Consider the following 16,346-nt stretch of genomic DNA (forward strand, 5'->3'; position numbering starts at 1 on the left):
CCCTGCCCTAGCTCAGGGTGGCGAGGACCTTGTTCAGCGTGGCTGACGGACGCATCACGGAGGAAGCCTTCGCGTCGTCCGGGCGGTAGTAGCCTCCGATGTCCACGGGTGAGCCCTGGACCTCGGCCAGCTCGCCCACAATCGTCTCCTCCTTGGAGGAAAGCTCGCCTGCGATGGAGCTGAACGAGGCGGCCAGCTCGGCGTCGTCCGTCTGCTTGGCCAGCTCTTCCGCCCAGAAGCGAGCCAGGTAGTAGTGGCTGCCCCGGTTGTCCAGTTCACCGGCACGGCGGCTCGGGGACTTGTTCTCCAGCAGGAAGGTGCCGGTGGCGCGATCCAGGGTGTCAGCCAGGACCTGGGCGCGGGCGTTGCCCGTAGTGGTGGCCAGGTGCTCGAAGCTGACGGCCAGGGCCAGGAACTCGCCCAGGCTGTCCCAGCGCAGGTGGTTTTCCTTGAGCAGCTGCTGGACGTGCTTCGGCGCGGATCCGCCGGCACCGGTTTCGAAGAGCCCGCCGCCGTTCATCAGCGGTACCACGGACAGCATCTTGGCGCTGGTGCCCAGCTCGAGGATGGGGAACAGGTCCGTGAGGTAATCGCGCAGGACGTTGCCGGAAACCGAAATGGTGTCCTCGCCCTTGCGGATGCGCTCGAGAGTGAACTCAATGGCCTTGACCGGGGACATGATGCGGATGTCAAGGCCCTCGGTGTCGTGGTCCTTGAGGTACTCGTTGACCTTGGTGATGAGGTTTGCGTCGTGGGCGCGTTCCTCATCCAGCCAGAACACAGCCGGGGTCTGCGAGGCGCGGGCGCGGGTGACGGCCAGCTTGACCCAGTCGCGGATGGGCAGGTCCTTGGTCTGGCATGCGCGCCAGATGTCCCCGACGGAAACCTCGTGTTCGATCAGGACGTTCCCGGAGCCGTCCACGATCTGCACCGTGCCGGCTTCCTGGATTTCGAACGTCTTGTCGTGGCTGCCGTATTCCTCGGCGGCCTGTGCCATGAGGCCCACGTTCGGGACAGTGCCCATGGTGGTGGGGTCGTAGGCGCCGTTGGCGCGGCAGTCGTCGATGACCACCTGGTAGATACCGGCGTAGGAGCTGTCCGGCAACACGGCCAGGGTGTCAGCTTCCTTGCCGTCCGGGCCCCACATGTGGCCGGAGCTGCGGATCATGGCGGGCATGGACGCGTCCACGATGACGTCGGAGGGGACGTTCAGCGTGGTGATGCCCTTGTCGGAATCCACCATGGCCAGGGCGGGACCCTCGTCGAGGCCCTTCTTGATCAGGGACTGCACGCCTTCGCGGACATCCTCCGGCAGGTCTTCGAGGCTGCTGAGGATGGCGGCCAGGCCGTTGTTGGGGCTGATGCCGGCGGCGGAGAGCTGCTTGCCGTAGGTCTCAAACAGTTCAGAGAAGTAGGCCTTGACCACGTGGCCAAAGATGATGGGGTCCGAAACCTTCATCATGGTGGCCTTCAGGTGGGCGGAGAACAGCACGCCCTCTTCCTTGGCGCGGGCAACCTGTGCCTGCAGGAATTCGTCCAGGGCGGCGGCGCGCATCACGGTACCGTCGATGACTTCGCCGGCCAGGACCAGGAAGGCCTTCTTCAGGACCTTTACCGAGCCGTCCTCGCGGACCAGCTGGATTGCGATGGTGCCCTCGGACTCGATGACCACGGACTTCTCGTTGGAGCGGAAGTCATCTTTGCCCATGGTGGCCACTTTGGTCTTGGACTCGGAAGTCCAGGCGCCCATGGAGTGCGGGTTCTGGCGTGCGTAGTTCTTCACGGACAGGGGTGCGCGGCGGTCTGAGTTGCCCTCACGCAGGACGGGGTTCACGGCGGAGCCCTTGATCTTGTCGTAGCGCGAGCGGATGGCCGTCTCCTCGTCCGAGGAGGGGTTGTCCGGGTAGTCGGGCAGTGCGTAGCCCTGGGACTGCAGCTCTGCAATGGCCGCCTTGAGCTGCGGGATGGAGGCGCTGATGTTGGGCAGCTTGATGATGTTGGCTTCCGGCGTCTTCGCCAGCTCACCGAGTTCAGCAAGGGCGTCACCGATCTGCTGCTCGGGGGTCAGGTAGTCACCGAAGACGGCGATGATGCGGCCGGCGAGCGAAATGTCGCGGGTCTCCACCTCCACACCTGCTGTCGAAGCAAAAGCCTCGATGATGGGCAGGAACGAATAGGTAGCCAGCATCGGCGCTTCGTCGGTGTGGGTGTAGATAATCTTGGACATGCGCGGGCGTCTCCCTGTGGGTCGGCTTGGTTATCATCTACAACTTACCCGAGTGCACGGCTTTGAACCCTACTGGCGCCCTACGGTTACCGCGGCGGTGAGGAGGATTACAGCGATGGAGAACGGCCGACGGCGTCGCCCGCCAGGTGCGTTAGCCCGCCGTCGCGCTTTCTGCTTGGAGGGCCCCTCCAGCCCGTCCGCGGCCGCTACATGATACGTCACTACTATTTACAAATCTGTCATATCCCGATAAATTCGAGTCCTTACTTCCGGCCCTTCCCACGGCCTACCCCCGTTACGACAGGACAACCATGACACGCACCAGGTCTCTGGCTACCGGCTTTCTCAGTCTCACGGCCACAGCCGTTCTGGCACTCACTGCAGCCGGTGGAGCCACCGCCGCCCCGGCCGCTTCCGGGGACGATAAGAATCCTTCCGTTACGAGTGCAGTGGTCAACACCGCGGGCGCAGCTGATTACTGGACTGCTGACCGGATGCTGACCGCCATTCCCGGGGACGTCCTTGCCGGCAAAGCCCTGGAACGGGGCAACCGGTCAAGCCCCCTGCTCGTGGAAAAAGGCAAGAGCACCGAGGTCAAGGCCACCCGGAGTAAGCAGCTCCTCGCGCAGAGCGAAACGCCGGTGAAGACGATCGGCAAGGTCTTCTTTACGCTTGCCGGCGCCAACTACGTGTGCTCGGGGAACTCGGTGTCCGCCAAGAACAAGAGCACGGTGTCCACCGCAGGCCACTGCATCAATGAAGGACCGGGAGCGTTCGCCACGAACTTCGTGTTTGTTCCTGCGTACCAGAACGGAGCCGCCCCTTACGGCAAGTGGACAGCCACCTCCCTGCATGCACCCACCCAGTGGAGCAGCGGCGGGGACATGACCTATGACACAGGGTTTGCGGTGGTGGGCCGGAACGGCAGCGGACAGTACTTGGCCGACGTCGTTGGTGCCTCGGGCGTCGCGTTCAACCAGGCGCGGGGCCTGACCTACAAGTCCTTCGGCTACCCGGCCGCCTCGCCCTTCAACGGCGAGACCCTCAAGAGCTGCACAGGCACCGCATCGAATGATCCCTACAACCCGCAGTTCAATACTCAGGGCATCCCCTGCGACATGACCGGCGGCTCCTCCGGCGGCCCGTGGTTCATCGGTACCAGCTCCGCCGGCACCCAGAACTCCATCAACAGCTACGGCTACGACCGTTCGGCAGTGATGTACGGCCCGTACTGGGGTTCGGTCATCCAGCAGGCGTACAACAGTGCAGCAGCCTCCTAAGGACACGCCTTCCGGCGAGGATGCCGTCAGCCGCAGCGACCTGAACCAGACGCGCGAGGAAGTCCTCGAGTACTGGACAGAGGAGCGGATCGCGGAAGCCAAGCCCCGGGAGGTCCGGCTTCCGAAGCCCGGCCCGGCTCCAGCCAGCCAGGACTAAGCCAGCAAACAACGACGGCGCCCGTCCCCTTTGAAAGGGACGGGCGCCGTCGTTCGTTAAGCCGTCATCGATTGCTCAGTAGTTGCCGTTTCAGAATGCGAAAACGGCAACTGCTGAGCAACCGGTGCCTGCTAGTGGAAGAAGTGGCGGGCACCCGTGAAGTACATGGTGATGCCGGCCGCGTTGGCTGCCGCGATGACTTCCTCATCCCGGACGGAGCCACCGGGCTGGACCACGGCACAGACGCCGGCGTCGATGAGGATCTGCAGGCCGTCGGCGAACGGGAAGAAGGCATCGGACGCCGCCACGGCGCCGCGGGCCCGCTGGGGTGCGCCGTCACCGCTGGCGTTTGAGGCACCGCCGGCGCCTTCGACGTCGGACTCCACCTGCACGCCAAGAGTGTTGGCCCGCTCGACGGCGAGCCGACAGGAATCCAGTCGGTTGACCTGTCCCATTCCGATGCCCACGGCAGCGCCGTCCTGGGCCAGCAGAATGGCGTTGGACTTGGCGGCGCGGCAGGCAGTCCAGGCGAAGACGAGGTCCGCGAGGGTCTTTTCGTCGGCGGCCTCACCGGCGGCGAGGGTCCAGTTGGCGGGGTTGTCGCCGTCGGCATCAACCTTGTCGCTGACCTGGACCAGGACTCCCCCGGAAACCTGGCGGATCTCCGAGGGGTAGCGGCCATAGCCTTCCGGCAGGGCGAGCAGGCGGATGTTCTTCTTCTTGGACAGGATCTCCACCGCCTCGGGCTCGAAGCCCGGCGCGATGACAACCTCCGTGAAGATGTCCTTCACCGTGTTGGCCATGCCCGCGGTCACGGTGCGGTTCGCGGCAATGACGCCGCCGAAAGCGGAGACCGGATCGCAGGCGTGCGCCTTGGCGTGCGCGTCGGCAATGGGGTCCGCAGCATCTTCCGCTCCGACGGCTACGCCGCAGGGGTTGGCGTGCTTGATGATGGCAACAGCGGGCTCGCTGAAGTCGTAAGCCGCGCGGAGGGCTGCATCGGCGTCGACGAAGTTGTTGTAGCTCATGGCCTTGCCGTGCAACTGGTCAGCCTGCGCGATGCCTGCCGGAGCGGCCTTGTCAACGTAGAGGGCCGCCTGCTGGTGCGGGTTCTCGCCGTAGCGCAGCACCTCCGAGCGTTCCAGGGACAGACCGGCGTAGGCGGGCCAGTCGATGACGCCGTCGCCGTCCTCATCCAGGAATTGGCTGGCAGTCCAGGTGGCCACGGCGTTGTCATACGAGGCAGTGTGGGCGAACGCCTTGGCGGCCAGCCGGCGCCGGGTCTTTAGGTCGAAGCCGCCCTCGGCGGCAGCGGCGACCACCTGGCCGTAGAAGGTTGGGTCCACCACGATGGCGACGGCGGCGTGGTTCTTCGCGGCCGAACGCACCATGGCGGGGCCGCCGATGTCGATCTGCTCCACAACGTCGTCCTGGGCCGCGCCGGACTTCACCGTCTCGACGAACGGGTAGAGGTTCACCACCACCAGGTCGAAGGGCTCGATCTCCATGCTGGTGAGCGTTTCCATGTGCGCCGCAACGCGGCGGTCAGCCAGGATGCCGCCATGCACACGCGGATGCAGCGTCTTCACGCGGCCGTCCAGCATTTCGGGCGAGCCGGTGACTTCCTCGACCTCCTGGACGGGGATGCCGGCCGCGGCGATCTTCTTGGCCGTGGACCCGGTGGAAACCAGCTTCACTCCCGCTGCATGCAGGCCCTGGGCAAGCTCCTCCAGACCGGTCTTGTCGTAAACCGAGATGAGGGCCCGGCGGATCGGAACTCGGTCAATGGATACGCGCTCATGCTGCGTGAAGCTCACAAATGTCTCCGTCTTATCTCGCGGAACAACGCCGCGGTTGGTGGGGATACGGCCAGTTTATCGCGAAGTGCACTTTGCCCCCCGTGCAGCCTGAAGTGTGAACGTCAGCGGGCCGGGCTAAAGTTCTTGCAGGAGGCTGCGATGAATACTTACACCACTGTGCCAAGCGGCGAGCAGGTGGTCCAGGAACTGCCATGGCGATGGAAAGTCCAGGGCAGGATTTTCGTGATCGGCGGCCTTGGTTTTATGTTCGACGCCTGGGACGTGACCCTTAACGGCATCCTCATCCCGCTGCTCTCCACGCACTGGGCCCTGACCCCGGGCGAGGTCGCCTGGGTGGGGACGTCCAACCTGATCGGTATGGCACTGGGTGCCTTTGTGTGGGGCACCATCGCGGACACCATCGGGCGCAAGAAGGCCTTCACGGCCACCCTGCTGATCTTCTCCCTCTTCACTGTGCTGGGCGCCTTCTCCCCCGATTTCATTTTGTTCTGTGTGTTCCGGTTTATGGCTGGCTTCGGCCTGGGCGGCTGCATACCCGTGGACTATGCGCTGGTGGGTGAGTTCACCCCCCGCAAGCAGCGCGGCAAGGTCCTCACCGCCATGGACGGCTGGTGGCCGGTGGGTGCCGCCCTGGCCGGCTTCGTCTCCGCCGGGCTGGTGGGCCTGTTCGGTGACTGGCGGCTGACCATGCTGGTGATGGTGCTGCCTGCTCTGCTGGTGTTCTGGGTCCGCCGGAGCGTGCCCGAGTCCCCGCTGTTCCTCATCCGCAAGGGCCGGCGCGAGGAAGCAGCCAAGGTCATCGACGGACTGGTGGCGGCCACGGGGGCCGAAGCCCGTGCCTACAGCCTGCCCGATGCCAAGGAAGTCCCCCGGCTTTCCGCTGGCAGCGCCTGGCACCAACTGCGCCTCGTGTGGCAGTTCAACTGGAAAATCACGGCCGCAGCCTGGTCCCTCTTCTTCACCATCCTGCTGGTGTACTACCTGTCGCTGACATGGATGCCGCGGATCCTGATCGGAGCCGGCTTCGCAGAGTACAAGGCGTTTGTCACCACGGCATCCATGGCCGCCGTCGGGCTCCTGGGCGTTATTGTGGCGGCCCTGCTGGTGGAGCGGGTGGGCCGCAAATGGATTCTTGCCATCACGGGACCGCTGTCCGCGCTGACCCTGGTGATCGTGGCGATTGTGGTGGACATCCCCACGGCGGCGGTGTTCTGGCTTCTGGTGTTCGGCTTCGTGGTTCAGGTGGCCATCCCGGTCCTGTACGCCTACGTTTCCGAGCTCTACCCCACCGAGCTGCGCGGCACCGGTTTCGGCTGGGCGTCCACGTTCTCCCGCCTGGGCGCCGGCTTTGGCCCGCTGATCTTCGCCAATTACTTCTGGCCTGAGCTGGGCCTGGCCACGTCCTTCGCCCTCGCCGGCGGCCTGGTGCTCCTTGCTGTTTTGTGGATGGCGTTCTTCTCCCCCGAAACCAGGCAGCGCCGCCTCGACTGACCCCCCTCTCCCTCCCCAACTAGGTAGCGCTAAGTGTCGTTTTGGGGCCTGATAACGACACTTAGCGCTAGCTAGTTTCATGTCAGTCGTACCGGGACCAGCCTCGTGAGAGCATTGTCCTTCTCACCTTCGCGACAGCAAGCCGGGCGTCGTTCTCCATGTGCCTTTTGGAGATTCGTACCAGGATCCAGCCCGCCCGGACGAAGTCCTCTTCGCGGGCAATGTCCCTGACAATCTGTGCACTCTCCGAATGTCCCTCGCCGTCGTATTCGACGGCGACTTTCTGTTCCGGGTAGCTCAAGTCAGGTTGACGCACGACGCCGCAACCCAGCTCCGTAGGTATGTTCAGCAAAGGTTCGGGCAGGGCAGCGTCCTCCAACGCAAGCCGCAGCCTGGTTTCCGGCGCGGAGTCCGATCCCACCCGAGCCAGGTCAAGGGCAAGCCGCGCCTTACGGATTCCTGGCGTTCCCTTGTGGCGGTCGAGCATGTCCTCCAGGTCCTCCCGCGTTGCGTAGGGCTCAGACCGGTTTTCGAAGTCGGGCCGCGGGACCCGTAGCAAGTGGTCAGCCACCACGGTCAGCTCTTCGACGCTCATTTTGCGGGAGCAATCCAGCCAGGTGCGGGTCCGGGACGTGATAAACAACCCTTGATGGATGACTACCTCGTCAGCGAAAAATTGTCCGCGGTGCCCCTTCACACCAGGTCGACGCATGATGGAGAAGGTGTCAGGACGGGAGATATGAAGCAGCGGTTCATTGTTGCCGGGCAAAAACCCGGGGAACTGCCAAAGGAGAAAAGCAGACGCATGGGAAGCTGCGGCGAACTCAGTCACCAAAGTAAAGGGTCGGATCCGGGGAGCCAGGGTTACGTCATCGGCAACCTGAGGCACCCGGATTCCCCTGCTTGGCGACTGCAAGCCTTGGTGACGGAGCCGACGTCGGCTTATTCCGGCGTCGACCGCTTCTTGGAAGGTGAACGGCAGGGACGCCAGTTGTTCGGGTAGTGGTGTTGGAACCTTCATTCGCCCATCGTGGCAGGCCTCCGCGACCGCAGCCGAAGTTATCCACAGCCCGCCCTCATCCTGCCAATCTGAGTAGCGCTAAGTGTCGTTTTGAAGGGTCAGAACGACACTTAGCGCTACCTAGTTGGGGGGAAGGGGGCGCGTTAAGCGGTGAGGGAGAGGAAGGGTTAAGAGGCAGGCGGGGTTAGGAGATGTGGGTGTTGGCGGCGGCGAGGTTTGCCAGGGTGGACACCAGCAGCCGGCGCTCCACCACTTTGATGCGCTCGTGCAGGCTTTCCTCGGTATCGGTCTCCTCGATGGCAACGGCTTCCTGGGCAATGATGGGCCCGGTGTCCACGCCGGCGTCGGCCCAGTGGACGGTGCAGCCGGTCACCTTCACGCCGTACGCCATCGCATCCCGCACGCCATGGGCGCCCGGGAACGCCGGAAGCAGGGCGGGGTGGGTGTTCAGGTACTTGCCGCTGAAAGCATCGATGAACTCCGGACTCACAATCCGCATAAAGCCTGAAGACACCACCACGTCCGGCTCAAAAGCAGCAACGGCCTTGGTCAGGGCGGCGTTCCAGTCCGCCCGGTCCTGATAATCCTTGAAGTCCACCACAAAGGTGGGGATGCCGGCAGCCGCGGACCGTTCCACCCCAAAAGTCCCCGGCCGGTCGGCCCCCACCGCGGCGATTTCGACGTCGAGTTCCCCGGCCTTAACCGCGTCAATGACTGCTTGGAGGTTGGACCCGGTTCCGGAAACGAGGACTACGATGCGCATGGCTCTAGCTTATGGGCAGCCTCGCGTAGGCTGGAAAACATGAACTCCACACCGCAACCGGCTGGGCAGCAGCGCACAAAACCGCCGCTCAGCGAGGCAGCCAAGGCCTCGCTCGCCAAGACCCACACCCTGTTTCGGATTTTTGTGGTTTCGGTACTCGGCGCCTTCTTTGTATACCAACTGGACGTCAACTACCTCTGGCTGACGGCCATCCTGACCGTGGCCAGCCTCACCCTCGGCGTGCTGCTGCTGATCCGGGCCGCGCGGCTGAAGGAGTCCCGCCTGGTCCTCATCGGCACCATCTCCGGCCTGGTGGTGTCGGCCATCATGGTGCTGCTGGTCCTGGTCACTGCCCTGTTCTTCGAGGACGTGCGCGAGTACCAGGCGTGCGCCGGGCGGGCTTTGACGCAGCAGGCACAGTCGGCGTGCCGGGCGCAGCTGCAGGAGTCGCTGCCCTCGCAGCTGCCCTAAGGGGCCGAACGCACCGGGCAGCCGCTATTGGACCAGCTCCGATTCGTCTTCCTTCGCCGCCTGCTCACGTTCCAGCCACGGCCCGGCCGCGTAACCGATGACGACGCCGGCGGCAACTTCGGCGGCCACCCAGACTCCAGTCCACAATGGGTCAGGGCCGATCGCGGTGAGGCGCCCGATCCCGGCTGACCCGCGCGCCAGCCACGCCAGCCCTGCGGTCAGCAGCCCGGCAGCCAGTCCGCACAGCACGCCGAGCACCAGGGTGGAAACCGTAGCGGTGAACCAGCGGGCGCGGACCTTGATGGAGAGCCACTCGTCAAAGTGGTTTTCGCCTTCGCGCAGGAACCACCAGCCGGCCAGAACACCGGCCAATACCGGAACGATCAAGGCAACGAAAGCGTACTCCAGCGGGCCGGCCGGGATCGCAGCCAGCACCGGGACGGAAGGGAGCGGCCCCACGGCAGTGCCCAGCGGGCCCACCTGGGAACCGACGCCCATGGAAAAACCTGAACCTGAGGCCCATGCCAGGGCAAACACCACGAGGTTGGGCAGGAACCCCAGCTGGGCAATGGTGAGTGCGGCACCTCCCACAGCGCCGGCGTCGAGCGCTTCATAAACCGCCACCACCAGGTTCCAGTGGACAAAGAGGTCAACAGCCAGCAGCAAAGCGGCCAGCGCCAGGGCGGACAGCACCGCCACAAATCCGGCCTTCGCGGCGGCCCCGAGGTAGGACCCCGCCCAGCGGGAATGCTGGCTGGTCCGGGAAATCCAGTCCACGGCGTCCACGCCGATGAGCCGGCTCCACGAGCCTGCCTCACGCCGTGCGCCGATCACCATGCCAAGGGCGTAGGAAATGAGCGGGATGAACATGGCATGCCAGGCATTGATGCCGACGTCGGGCGTACGGCAGACGAAACCGGTCGCCGCGCCGAAAGCCCCGTACACCACCCAGGAACCGAGGAGTGCCTGCCACAGCTGGTCTGTATAGGAAGCCCGTGCCAGCCGGCGGCCCGCCCGCCAGGCCAGCAGGAAGGGGATCAGTGTAAGGCCAAGCGGTATCAGCGTGAGCAGCCCGGAGCCCGTGCCGGCAGCGGCTGTGGAGCCGGCAGCCCTGAGTTCCAGCGGCACCCCATGGACCAGCAGCCAGGACTGGCCAGCCAGGCGGGCCAAATAGTCCACCGCGCCATCATGGAATCCGGCGGTGGCCCAGACGGCCAGGACCGGTGCGATCACCACCAGTGCGGAGATGATGGCGGCCTGGGCCGTTTCGAGGGCGCCTTGCATCCACAAGGGCATGGGAAGGCCACGGTCTCCGGTCTGATCAGCGCGCAGTTTCATCGTTTTCCATGGTGTCACGGCGGCATTGCCCGGTCCGTGACCGACAGGCGCAACACCCATACCGGCGCCGGCTCAATAGCGGCCCGCGCCGGCGCTTTTCACCAGGGGCAGCCGTAAAATTGAACTGTCCACAATATAGTGGCAGGAGGCAAAGAATGACTACCGCATCCCCGCATGCACACGGCGTTCACTTTGGACGGGCAGACGTCCAAAACGTTGGCATGGGAGTGGGAATTGTTTTGATGCTGGTGGGTGTCCTGGGCTTTATCCCGGGCGTCACCACTCAATACAGCGAACTGATGTTCCTTGGACCGGCTTCACATGCCATGTTCCTTGGTTTGTTCCAGGTATCCATGCTGCTCAACATTGTGCAGCTGGCCATCGGTGCAACCGGCCTGGCCATGTCCCGTTCCGAATATGGTGCCCGCAACTTCCTTCTGGGTGCAGGCGCGCTGTATATCGTCCTGGCTATCTTCGGGCTGATTGTCGGCGTTGGTTCGGCGGCCAATTTCCTGTCGCTGAACATGATGGACAACTGGACCCACCTGGCATTGGGCGTCGTGATGATTGTTGCCGGCTGGCTGTTTTCCAGGAACCTGACGGCCGGCAGGACATAGCCCGGAATCCGTACCCCGGGAAACAGGAGCCGCGAATGGAAGAAGGACACTAAGTTCTGAAGATGTTCGTCGTACTGGCTGGTGCAGTTGCCGTTTCCGGCGCTGCTGCACCAGCGTTCCGCAGCTGAACCGCCATCAGCGGGAACCAGCGGCGGGAATAGAACAAAGTTCCGCATGCACAACGACGCCGGGAGCCCCCAAGTGGACTCCCGGCGTCGTTCGCTCTGTGGTTGCTTTCGCGCCGGTCCGTTCAGCGGCGCGTCAGCAGCACTTCAGCGGCGGAAGGTCAGCGGCGGCGGTTGCCGTCGACGCCGTCGCCATCAGCCTCAATATGCTCCTTGCGGACTTCCTCGTTGACTGTGACGTCGTCCTGGACCACGTCCTTGTCGAGGCGGACCCGCTCCACGGGGACGGTTTCCTTCTCCACCACGGGGCGTTCCTCGTGCAGGATCACTTCGTGCTCTTCTTCGCTGATGTCCGGGCCGTCAAGCGCCGCACCGCGGTTGGCATCAGTGATGGGCTCGCGCTCCAGGCGTACCTCTTCGCGCTGTACCGGGACTGTCTTGGTGACGTTCTCAGTGGTGACGTACTTCCGGAGCCGGGCGCGGCCGGCAGCCTCGCGCTCGGTGCCAACGTGAAGCTGCTCCTCGGAGCGGGTCATGGCGTCATCGGTGGTGGGGCCGGACGTGTCATGGCCAACAGCATCGCGGCCCGAGGTGCCGCCAGTGGTGGCGGCGTAGCCATCCGTACCCGCATTCGGGGTGCCGGCGTTGAGGTCGGCGTCGCCCTGCAGGTCCACGCCACCGCGGGCACTGGAGTCGCGGGTGTCGGAGTAGGTCCGCGCGCCGCGCTCGTAGTAGGTGTACAGCCGGTCCTCTTCCTCAGGAGTGAGATGCCCGTCCACGTCCACCCGGGGCGCGTCCTTGACGTGATCCTTGCTGTACGGAACCACCAGGTCATCGCCCTGCGCGTGCGCACCTTCCACGGGCACAAAGGACTGGGAGGTGCCGAAGAGACCGGTCTTGACGGTGACCCAGGTGGGCTCACCGGTGTCATCATCCGCGTAGAGCTGCCCGATTGAGCCGATCTTCTCGCCGTCGGAACCGATGACGTTGCCGTTCTTGTTGAGCAGGCTTTCAAGGTTTTCCCTGTTGAGCATGACGTCTCCTTGGATTTGTCGTTGCGCTGGGTCAAGCCAGCATGATGTCCCGGCACCGGGGTCTCCCCCAGCGCACGGCCTCCGCCCCCTTTGCTAGAGGCTTCGCTGACTGCCCATCTACAGTAAGCATGCTTAGCATCAAAAGGAAAGTCTGCTTAGTAATTTTTTATGGTGGCGTCCCCCGTTCCCGCGCTGACAAGGCGTTTTGTCCTGAAGAATTTTCTGACACCTTGGCGCGGAAGACGAAGCGCCGCTGAGCCAACAGGCACTGATGTTTCCCTAATTTTTCCCCGGGCGTCACATCAGGTCCCCCGCCCCGCAACGCCGCACGCCCACCGTAGAGGGGTGAGGATCGCAATTGTTGCTGAATCATTCCTGCCCCTGATGAACGGTGTTACGCACTCAATCCTGCGGGTGCTGGAACACCTTGAGGAACGGGGTGACGACGTCCTGGTCATCGCCCCCTCCACCCAGGACGCGGAAGCGCCGGACCACATCAAGGGCGCGGAGATCCACAGGCTTCCAGCGGTGCCGCTGGCTGGCTATATGAACGTCCGGGTGGCCATGGGTGGTGTGTACCGGGTCAAGAGAATCCTTGCCGACTACGCACCGGACGTGGTCCACCTGGCCTCCCCGTTCGTCCTCGGCTGGCGGGCGGCCCAGGCCGCGAATCAGCTGGGGATCCCCGCCGTGGCCATCTACCAGACTGAGGTTCCCAGCTATGCGGCGCGGTACGGCGTCCCGTTCCTGGAGAACTGGGCCTGGAACCGGGTGGAGAACATCCATCTGCTTGCCAACCGCACCCTGGTGCCGTCCACATTCGCGCTGAACCAGTTGCGCGGCCGCGGCATCCCCCGGTTGCAGATGTGGCGGCGCGGCGTGGACACGGGACGCTTTTCGCCGGAAAAGCGCGACGACGGGTGGCGGGCCGGGGTGGCCCCCGGCGGTCAGCGGATCATCGGCTACGTGGGCCGGCTAGCCGTGGAGAAGCAGGTGGAGGACCTCGCCGCCCTGGCCGGAATACCTCACACCAGGCTGGTGATTGTGGGCGACGGTCCGCAGCGGGCGGCCCTGGAAGAGGCCCTGCCCGATGCCGTCTTCACCGGGTTCCTGGGCGGCGAAGACCTGGCCCGCACCGTGGCGTCCTTTGACCTGTTTGTCCATCCGGGCGAGTTCGAAACGTTCTGCCAGACCATCCAGGAAGCCATGGCGTCGGGTGTACCGGTGGTGGCCACGGGCCGCGGCGGGCCGCTGGACCTGGTGGAGAACTCGCGGACCGGCTGGCTCTACGAGCCCGGGGACCTGTCCGGAATGCGCAGCCGCGTGCTGGACCTCATGGGCGACGACGCCAAGCGGCGCGCCTTCGCCGCAGCGGCGCACGCGTCGGTGCAGGACAGGACCTGGCCTGCCCTCTGCGGACAGCTGGTCCGGCACTACGAAGAAGTCATCAGCGGCACATTGGCCGTGTTCCCTGCGCGCACCGGCCCGCGCCTAACCAACGCCAAAGGGGCAACGCTGTGAAGATCTCAGTTATCGGCTGTGGTTACCTCGGCGCCGTGCATGCCGCCACGCTTGCGTCGATGGGCCACACCGTTGTGGGCATCGACGTCGATCCCGGCAAGGTGGGCCAGCTGTCCCGCGGCCAGGCACCCTTTCACGAGCCCGGCCTGGACGAGCTGCTGCAGGACGGCCTTACTACCGGGCGGCTGAGTTTCTCCACGACTATGGCCGACGCCAAGGGCGCGCGGGTGCACTTCCTGTGCGTGGGCACTCCCCAACATAAAACGTCCGACGCCGCCGACCTCACCTACCTCGTCTCCGCTGCGGAGGCGCTGCTGCCGCACGTGGCCGTGGGCGCCGTCGTCGTGGGAAAGTCCACTGTGCCCGTTGGCACGGTGGACATGCTCCGCGAGGTGATGCGCGCGCGGCCGGACGTGCTGCTGGCCTGGAATCCGGAGTTCCTCCGGCAGGGCACTGCGGTGAAGGACTCGCTGGTGCCGGACAGGCTGGTCTACGGTGTGGAGGGCGGGCGGGCCGCCGCATTCAGCCCCCGAACGGGCGCGCCCAAGGGGGCCACTGCCGCCCTGGATGCTGTCTATGAGCCGCTGCTCGACGCCGGGATCCCCCGCCTGGTGTGCAACTTCGCCACCGCGGAACTGATCAAGTCGGCGGCCAACGCCTATCTTGCCACCAAAGTCAGCTTCATCAATGCCGTGGCCGAACTTTGTGACGCCGCCGGCGCTGACGTGGCGGAGCTGAGCGAGGCGATGGGCATGGACCCGCGGATCGGCGGCCGGTACCTGCACGCAGGGCTGGGCTTCGGCGGCGGATGCCTGCCCAAGGACATCCGCAGCTTCCGTTCCCAGGCAGCGGGGCTCGGCATCACTGCCCTGGAGGACTGGATGCAGTTAGTGGACGGCGTCAACCTCGGCCAGCGCGCCCGGACCATAAAGCTCGCCGCCGAACTCTGCGGCGGAAGCCTCGCCGGGCGTTCCGTCACGGTGCTGGGCGCGTCCTTCAAACCGGACACCGATGACATCCGCGACTCTCCCGCCCTGGACGTCGCGGACCGCCTCGCGGCGGCAGGGGCGCACGTAACGGTGACCGACCCCAAGGCAGTGAATCACGCCTGGCGGCGCTACCCGCGGCTCCGGTTCGAGGCCTCGACGCTGCGGGCGCTTCAGGGAGCAGAGCTGGTGCTCCTCCTCACCGAGTGGGATGAGTACCGGCAGCTCTCGCCCGGAGTTGCAGGCGCGCTGGTACGACGCCGGGCGGTGCTTGATGCGCGCAACGTGCTGGATGCCGCGGCGTGGCAGGCCGAGGGCTGGGTGGTGCGCGGCCTCGGAACCTCCACCGGCAATGGACTCAAGGTAACCCCGATGCCTGCCACCCCCGGGCAGGCTGCCAGCGGCGTCCCATTCCCTCGAAAGGGTTAGTTCAAGAGTCCGAGCTCGGCAAAGGCAACCGCCACACCATTGCCGCCCGGGCCGGGCGTAACCCTGTCGGCAACGGCCAGGACCTTGGGATGGCCATCCTCCACCGCGATGCCAATGCCTGCGTACTCAAGCATCTCGATGTCATTGGCGCTGTCCCCGATGGCCACGATGTCCTGGCGCTTCAGGCCCAAATGCTTCTCCACCACCTGGATGCCTACCGCCTTGTGGGTTCCGGCCATAAAGATCTCCCCTGCCTTGTCGCCCAGTGCGGAGAGCGAACTGGGGATGAGTCCTACCCCCTGGCCGAGCTCCTCGATCAGGCCGGTCAGCGGAACCGGCGAGTCAAAACAGGAGATCTTGGCGTAGGACACGGACCGGAGGTCATCGCTGTACTGCACCGGGCCCAGGATGTCCTCCACCGGATCAACGTCGGTGCTCAGCACGCCGTCGTGGCCCGACCTGCCCGCAAAAACAGGCGTCAGCACCCGCCGCAGGCGCTGGTCCACGCCGGTCCTGCCATACAGCGCCTCCGGCGCTTCAAGGATGTAGGCGACATCGTTGGCGTCAAGCGTGTCCACGATCCGTGCTGCCAGGTCCTGGCTGAACCGCGTGTCCTTCAGTACCGCCCCGTTCAGCTCAACCCGGGCACCCGCGCCGGTGATCACGCCGTCGAACCCTGCGTCCAGGATGTGACCCGGGACCATGGACAGCGGCCGGCCGGTGCACACGAACACCAGGTGTCCGCGCCGCCGCACCTCCTGGACGGCGTCCACATGGGCAGCAGGCACCACCCCGTGATCCGCATAGGTGCCGTCGATGTCGAGGAAGATGGCGCGTGGCCGGACGGTTTGCGGGCTGGACATTCCGGAGCTCCTTCGGTTTGGCCGGGGAGAGTCAACTCTATCGAAGGGGCCACCTGTTGCCCGAAAAACCACCGTATTCCCGCTGCTGCCGCCACCGGTTCCACCTTCAGGGCAGCCTGCTCCGGCCAAACTGACAGTCATCCCGTGATATTTAAGGTCTTGAAGTGTAGTAAGCACACTGATTGAATTAGGGAACCGGACAT

The 16,346-nt window shown here is 65.0% G+C and carries 15 protein-coding genes; 8 read left to right on the forward strand and 7 right to left on the reverse strand.

The window, feature by feature from the left end:
* Positions 1 to 7: 7 nt before the first annotated feature.
* Entirely contained in the window at positions 8 to 2,227 is a 2,220-nt protein-coding gene (locus QF038_RS14720) for an NADP-dependent isocitrate dehydrogenase (protein ID WP_307610805.1), read from the reverse strand.
* Between the two features lie 311 nt (positions 2,228 to 2,538).
* Between QF038_RS14720 and QF038_RS14725 the strand changes: the two genes are divergently transcribed.
* Together QF038_RS14725 and QF038_RS14730 are read left to right on the forward strand one after the other, a co-directional pair.
* On the forward strand, positions 2,539 to 3,507 hold the full coding sequence (locus QF038_RS14725; protein WP_307610806.1) for a serine protease: 969 nt from the start codon (positions 2,539 to 2,541) through the stop codon (positions 3,505 to 3,507).
* The gene (locus QF038_RS14730) at positions 3,491 to 3,664 is read left to right on the forward strand and encodes a hypothetical protein (protein WP_307610807.1); all 174 of its coding nucleotides are present in this window, start codon (positions 3,491 to 3,493) and stop codon (positions 3,662 to 3,664) included. Before QF038_RS14725 ends, QF038_RS14730 begins: the two co-directional genes overlap by 17 nt.
* A gap of 131 nt (positions 3,665 to 3,795) precedes the next feature.
* On the opposite strand, the gene purH is transcribed toward QF038_RS14730, so the two are convergent.
* Complete coding sequence (gene purH / locus QF038_RS14735) at positions 3,796 to 5,481, reverse strand: bifunctional phosphoribosylaminoimidazolecarboxamide formyltransferase/IMP cyclohydrolase (RefSeq protein ID WP_307610808.1); 1,686 nt, start codon at positions 5,479 to 5,481, stop codon at positions 3,796 to 3,798.
* A gap of 141 nt (positions 5,482 to 5,622) precedes the next feature.
* On the opposite strand from purH, the gene QF038_RS14740 reads away from it, so the two are divergent.
* Positions 5,623 to 6,975, forward strand: coding sequence for an MFS transporter (locus tag QF038_RS14740; RefSeq protein ID WP_307610809.1), 1,353 nt, complete (start codon positions 5,623 to 5,625; stop codon positions 6,973 to 6,975).
* 82 nt (positions 6,976 to 7,057) lie between these two features.
* Here the strand turns inward: QF038_RS14740 and QF038_RS14745 are convergent, their stop codons facing one another.
* Positions 7,058 to 7,570 (reverse strand): hypothetical protein, encoded by a 513-nt coding sequence (locus QF038_RS14745; protein ID WP_307610810.1) that lies wholly within the window; start codon positions 7,568 to 7,570, stop codon positions 7,058 to 7,060.
* Between the two features lie 54 nt (positions 7,571 to 7,624).
* On the opposite strand from QF038_RS14745, the gene QF038_RS14750 reads away from it, so the two are divergent.
* A complete protein-coding gene (locus QF038_RS14750; protein WP_307610811.1) occupies positions 7,625 to 7,978 on the forward strand; it encodes a hypothetical protein in 354 nt (117 codons plus the stop codon).
* A 202-nt stretch (positions 7,979 to 8,180) separates the two neighbouring features.
* On the opposite strand, the gene purN is transcribed toward QF038_RS14750, so the two are convergent.
* Positions 8,181 to 8,759 (reverse strand): phosphoribosylglycinamide formyltransferase, encoded by a 579-nt coding sequence (gene purN / locus QF038_RS14755; protein ID WP_307610812.1) that lies wholly within the window; start codon positions 8,757 to 8,759, stop codon positions 8,181 to 8,183.
* 39 nt (positions 8,760 to 8,798) lie between these two features.
* Here purN and QF038_RS14760 point away from each other — a divergent pair, with 39 nt between their 5' ends.
* A complete protein-coding gene (locus QF038_RS14760; protein ID WP_307610814.1) occupies positions 8,799 to 9,230 on the forward strand; it encodes a hypothetical protein in 432 nt (143 codons plus the stop codon).
* A gap of 24 nt (positions 9,231 to 9,254) precedes the next feature.
* Here QF038_RS14760 and QF038_RS14765 read toward each other — a convergent pair whose 3' ends face one another.
* A complete protein-coding gene (locus tag QF038_RS14765) occupies positions 9,255 to 10,568 on the reverse strand; it encodes a DUF6350 family protein (RefSeq protein ID WP_307610815.1) in 1,314 nt (437 codons plus the stop codon).
* Positions 10,569 to 10,723: 155 nt separating this feature from the next.
* Here QF038_RS14765 and QF038_RS14770 point away from each other — a divergent pair, with 155 nt between their 5' ends.
* Positions 10,724 to 11,185, forward strand: coding sequence for a DUF4383 domain-containing protein (locus QF038_RS14770; RefSeq protein ID WP_307610816.1), 462 nt, complete (start codon positions 10,724 to 10,726; stop codon positions 11,183 to 11,185).
* Positions 11,186 to 11,471: 286 nt separating this feature from the next.
* On the opposite strand, the gene QF038_RS14775 is transcribed toward QF038_RS14770, so the two are convergent.
* Positions 11,472 to 12,344, reverse strand: a complete 873-nt coding sequence (locus QF038_RS14775; protein WP_307610817.1) for a PRC and DUF2382 domain-containing protein — start codon at positions 12,342 to 12,344, stop codon at positions 11,472 to 11,474.
* A gap of 345 nt (positions 12,345 to 12,689) precedes the next feature.
* Between QF038_RS14775 and QF038_RS14780 the strand changes: the two genes are divergently transcribed.
* Together QF038_RS14780 and QF038_RS14785 are read left to right on the forward strand one after the other, a co-directional pair.
* Entirely contained in the window at positions 12,690 to 13,865 is a 1,176-nt protein-coding gene (locus QF038_RS14780) for a glycosyltransferase family 1 protein (protein ID WP_307610818.1), read from the forward strand.
* Positions 13,862 to 15,280: a UDP-glucose/GDP-mannose dehydrogenase family protein gene (locus QF038_RS14785; RefSeq protein WP_307610819.1), complete on the forward strand. Its 1,419-nt coding sequence runs from the start codon at positions 13,862 to 13,864 to the stop codon at positions 15,278 to 15,280. The genes QF038_RS14780 and QF038_RS14785 overlap by 4 nt, the downstream gene beginning before the upstream one ends.
* Here QF038_RS14785 and QF038_RS14790 read toward each other — a convergent pair.
* Complete coding sequence (locus QF038_RS14790) at positions 15,277 to 16,143, reverse strand: HAD hydrolase family protein (protein ID WP_307610820.1); 867 nt, start codon at positions 16,141 to 16,143, stop codon at positions 15,277 to 15,279. The genes QF038_RS14785 and QF038_RS14790 overlap by 4 nt on opposite strands.
* Positions 16,144 to 16,346 lie beyond the last annotated feature (203 nt).

This window comes from Pseudarthrobacter sp. W1I19 (assembly GCF_030817835.1).
GTDB lineage: Bacteria > Actinomycetota > Actinomycetes > Actinomycetales > Micrococcaceae > Arthrobacter.